Origin of the sequence: Corallococcus exercitus, assembly GCF_003611585.1 — a bacterium.
GTDB classification, from domain to species: Bacteria; Myxococcota; Myxococcia; order Myxococcales; family Myxococcaceae; genus Corallococcus; species Corallococcus exercitus.
Genome location: NZ_RAVW01000665.1, coordinates 1 through 3,251, shown reverse-complemented (window position 1 = coordinate 3,251; position 3,251 = coordinate 1). Strand labels below are relative to the sequence as shown.

The following is a 3,251-nucleotide window of genomic DNA, read 5'->3' as shown; positions in this document are numbered from 1 at the left end:
CCCAAGGAGAGCCCCGAAGAATGTCGAAGCGCCGCCTCCTCGCCGCCCTGCCGCTGTTCCCCCTCACGCTGCTCCTGGGTGCCTCCGCGCCCGGGACGGACGCGAACCCCGCGCCGTCAGCCGCCACCCCGACGGACGCCCAGACGCTGGCGCAGGCCGTGACCGCGCAGGGCACGGACGCGGGCCCCATGGGCGCCCGCGCGCTGGTGGAGAAGGTGGAGGCCGGGCAGCGCGCCCAGGCGGGGACTTCCGACGCGGGTGCCGCCGCGAGCGTCGCGCAGGCGCAGGGCAACCCGGGGACTCCGTCCGCGCCCACGACGGATGCGTCCGGTTCGGCCGCTGGCGTCGCGCAGGCTCCGGCCGCCGCTCCGTCCACGAACGGCGCGACCGCCTCGCAGGCCCCAGCGGCGCCAGCCCTGGCGGGTGCCGAGGCGCCCCCTGCCGCGCAGGTCACGGACACGCGCCCGGTGGATGCCCGCGCGCTGGCGGAGGCGCTGGCCACGAAGGATGCGGCCGCGCTGGAGCCCGGCATGGTGCCGCCGATGCCGGTGCCCTCGCGGGAGAAGGCGCCGCCGTTCGGCAAGCTCCAGGGGCTGCCCCGCGCGCAGGACCTGGTGGCCCGTGCGAAGCTGGAGGGCAACAAGCTGGTGGTGAAGGGCGGCAAGAGCGCGCCGGATCAGGTGCTCACCATCGACCCCGGCCTCCAGGCGTCCCTCACGAAGATCATGCAGAACTACCAGGTGCCCTACGGCGCCGCGGTGGTGCTGGAGCCCTCCACCGGCCGCGTGCTCGCGATGGCGGAGCACTCGGAGGCGAAGCCGGAGCTGCGCGGGCTGGCCGTCCGCGCGGTGTACCCGGCCGCGAGCATCTTCAAGATCGTCACCGGCAGCGCGCTCATGGAAGCCGGCGTGTCACCCGAGACCGAGGAGTGCTTCCACGGCGGCAAGCGCCGGCTGAACGAGCGGCAGCTGGAGGACACCGAGCGCGACGGCGCCTGCTATTCGCTCGCGCTGGCCATGGGCAAGAGCGCCAACGTCATCTTCGCCAAGATGACCAGCAAGCACCTGAGCGCGGACGCCCTCAAGCGCATGGCGGCGCGCCTGCGCTTCAACCGCGAGATCCCCTTCGCCCAGCCGCTGGACGTGTCGCTCGCGTACATCCCGGAGGACGGTTTCGCGCTCGCCAACACCGGCGCGGGCTTTGGCGACGTCTACCTGTCCCCGCTGCACGGCGCGCTGCTGGCCGCGATGGCCGCCAACGAGGGCCGCTGGGTGGATCCCGTGCTGGTGGAGCCGGAGCCCTTCATGCCCCTGCCGGAGCCGGAGCCCGTGCTCACGCCCACCGCCGCGCACGGGCTCACGCGGATGATGGAGGAGACCGTCACCCACGGCACCGCGCGCGGCGTCTTCCGCGAGCGCGGCTTCCAGGTGAAGGACGCCGTGGGCAAGACGGGCACGCTCGCGGACCGCGAGCCCTTCCGCGACTACTCGTGGTTCGTCGGCTTCGCGCCCAAGGACCACCCGCGCGTGGCCGTGGCCGCGCTCATCGTGAATGACCCCAAGTGGCGCATCCGCGGCTCCTACCTGGGCCGCGAGGCCCTGCGCCTGGCGTTGGAGCGCATCCCCGCGCCCGTGGAAGTGACGGCCCCGGCGGGCGCCGCCGGCAAGCACTGAAGCCGGGCGCGGCCTTCAGGACAGCGGACGCGGGGTGAGCTTCACCAGCCCCGTGTCCACGAAGCCCTGGAAGAACTTCAGCGCCTCCAGCTCCTGAAGCGGCGACACGTGTACGATGGCCGCCACATCCCGGCGTCCGTCGATGCGCGACAGCAGGTAGCGCTCCGGTGACGTGAGGGGCAGCGTCTTCAGGTGCGCGGGCGTCACCATCAGCGCCGGCACCCGCGACGGCTCCATCAGCGCCTTGCGCAGCTCCGTGAGCAGCCTGCCTTCCGCGTCGCGCAGCAGCTTCGCGGTGTGCTCGGTGGGGGCAATCTCGTGCGCGCGCCGGACCAGCGCCTCGCCGTCGCGCAGGTTGCCCGCGTCCAGGAAGAGCTGGGCGGCCTGGAGCACCTCGTCGGAGGAGGACTCGGAGCCGATGACGCCGCCCGAGTTCAGGTCGTCGTCGTCATCGTCCTCCACCACGACGACGGTGTGCGAGCCGGGCTCCGGAGCGGGCAGGGGCGCCTCGTCCGACACGCGCAGCGCGTCCTGGCGGTAGAGCGCGTACAGCCGCTGGTAGAGGAAGAAGTCGGTGGCGTGCAGCGCCAGCGCGATGCCGTCGATGCTCAGGCCGTCCTTCGCCAGCTGCACGATGCGCTCGTCCATGCTGCCGGCCTTGCGGTCCGTCAGCTTGCGCTCGTCCACCTCCAGGCGCACGCGGCCGGAAGGGAACACCGCGCGGATGGCCTGCCACGCCGTCTCGCGGAACTCGCCCTCGCGGTGCACGTCCAGCAGGTCCACGCTGACGTCCAGGCCCTCCAGCTCCGGCGCGGCGTCCGTGGCGCGGAAGTCGAAGCCGCCTTCCTCCCAGGTGAAGGCATCCAGCAGCATCTCCCGGAACTTGTGGGAGAGCACCGTGCGCACGGTGGCTTCCGTCACCGTGCCCGTCATGATGAGGATCTTTCCCAGCAGGATGTGCGTCTCCGCCTGCGTGGAGAAGGCGCGCTCCAGCTGGTCCTCCGTCAGGTGCCCCTGGTTGATCAGGAACTGACCGAAGTACTCGCGCGGCTGGTTGGAGCTGGCGGTGATGACGTGGCCGTCGCGCAGCAGGAGCTGCTTGCGCACGTCTCCCCGCTCCACGTTCAGGGTGCCGGTGGCCCGGCGATTCCCGAGGTGGACGACCAGGTCCTTGAGGGGCATCGTCGAAAAATCACCACACACGCCGCGCATCGAGCGCCCATCCTGCAACGCATGCGAGTCGATATCTACTCGAAACCCCGGTGTTCCCTCTGTGAGCAGGCGCTCGCGGTGGTCGAGGAGGTGCGGGCCCGGCTGCCCTTCGAGCTCTACGTCACCGACATCCTCCAGAGCCCGGACCTCTTCGAGGCCTGGCGTTACGACATCCCCGTGGTCCTCATCGATGGGGTGCCTGCCTTCAAGCACCGCGTGGACGCCGAGGGGTTGGAAGCCCGGATCCGCGAGGTGATGAATGGCATACCCATTGCTAAAACCGTGGGCCAGGATGGGTAACGGAGTGCCCTTCCCTAAGAAATCCAGGGGGATACGAAGGGCGCAAAAGTGACGGGGCTGTAAATC

3 protein-coding genes are annotated in these 3,251 nt (G+C 71.1%); 2 read left to right on the top strand and 1 reads right to left on the bottom strand.

What is annotated here, in order from left to right; translation table 11 throughout:
• Nucleotides 1-20 precede the first annotated feature (20 nt).
• A complete protein-coding gene (locus D7W79_RS40550) occupies nt 21-1,673 on the top strand; it encodes a penicillin-binding transpeptidase domain-containing protein (RefSeq protein ID WP_120530547.1) in 1,653 nt (550 codons plus the stop codon).
• A gap of 15 nt (nt 1,674-1,688) precedes the next feature.
• Here the strand turns inward: D7W79_RS40550 and D7W79_RS40545 are convergent, their stop codons facing one another.
• A complete protein-coding gene (locus D7W79_RS40545; protein ID WP_120530546.1) occupies nt 1,689-2,885 on the bottom strand; it encodes a DUF4388 domain-containing protein in 1,197 nt (398 codons plus the stop codon).
• Nucleotides 2,886-2,906: 21 nt separating this feature from the next.
• Here D7W79_RS40545 and D7W79_RS40540 point away from each other — a divergent pair, with 21 nt between their 5' ends.
• A complete protein-coding gene (locus D7W79_RS40540; protein ID WP_120530545.1) occupies nt 2,907-3,185 on the top strand; it encodes a glutaredoxin family protein in 279 nt (92 codons plus the stop codon).
• Nucleotides 3,186-3,251 lie beyond the last annotated feature (66 nt).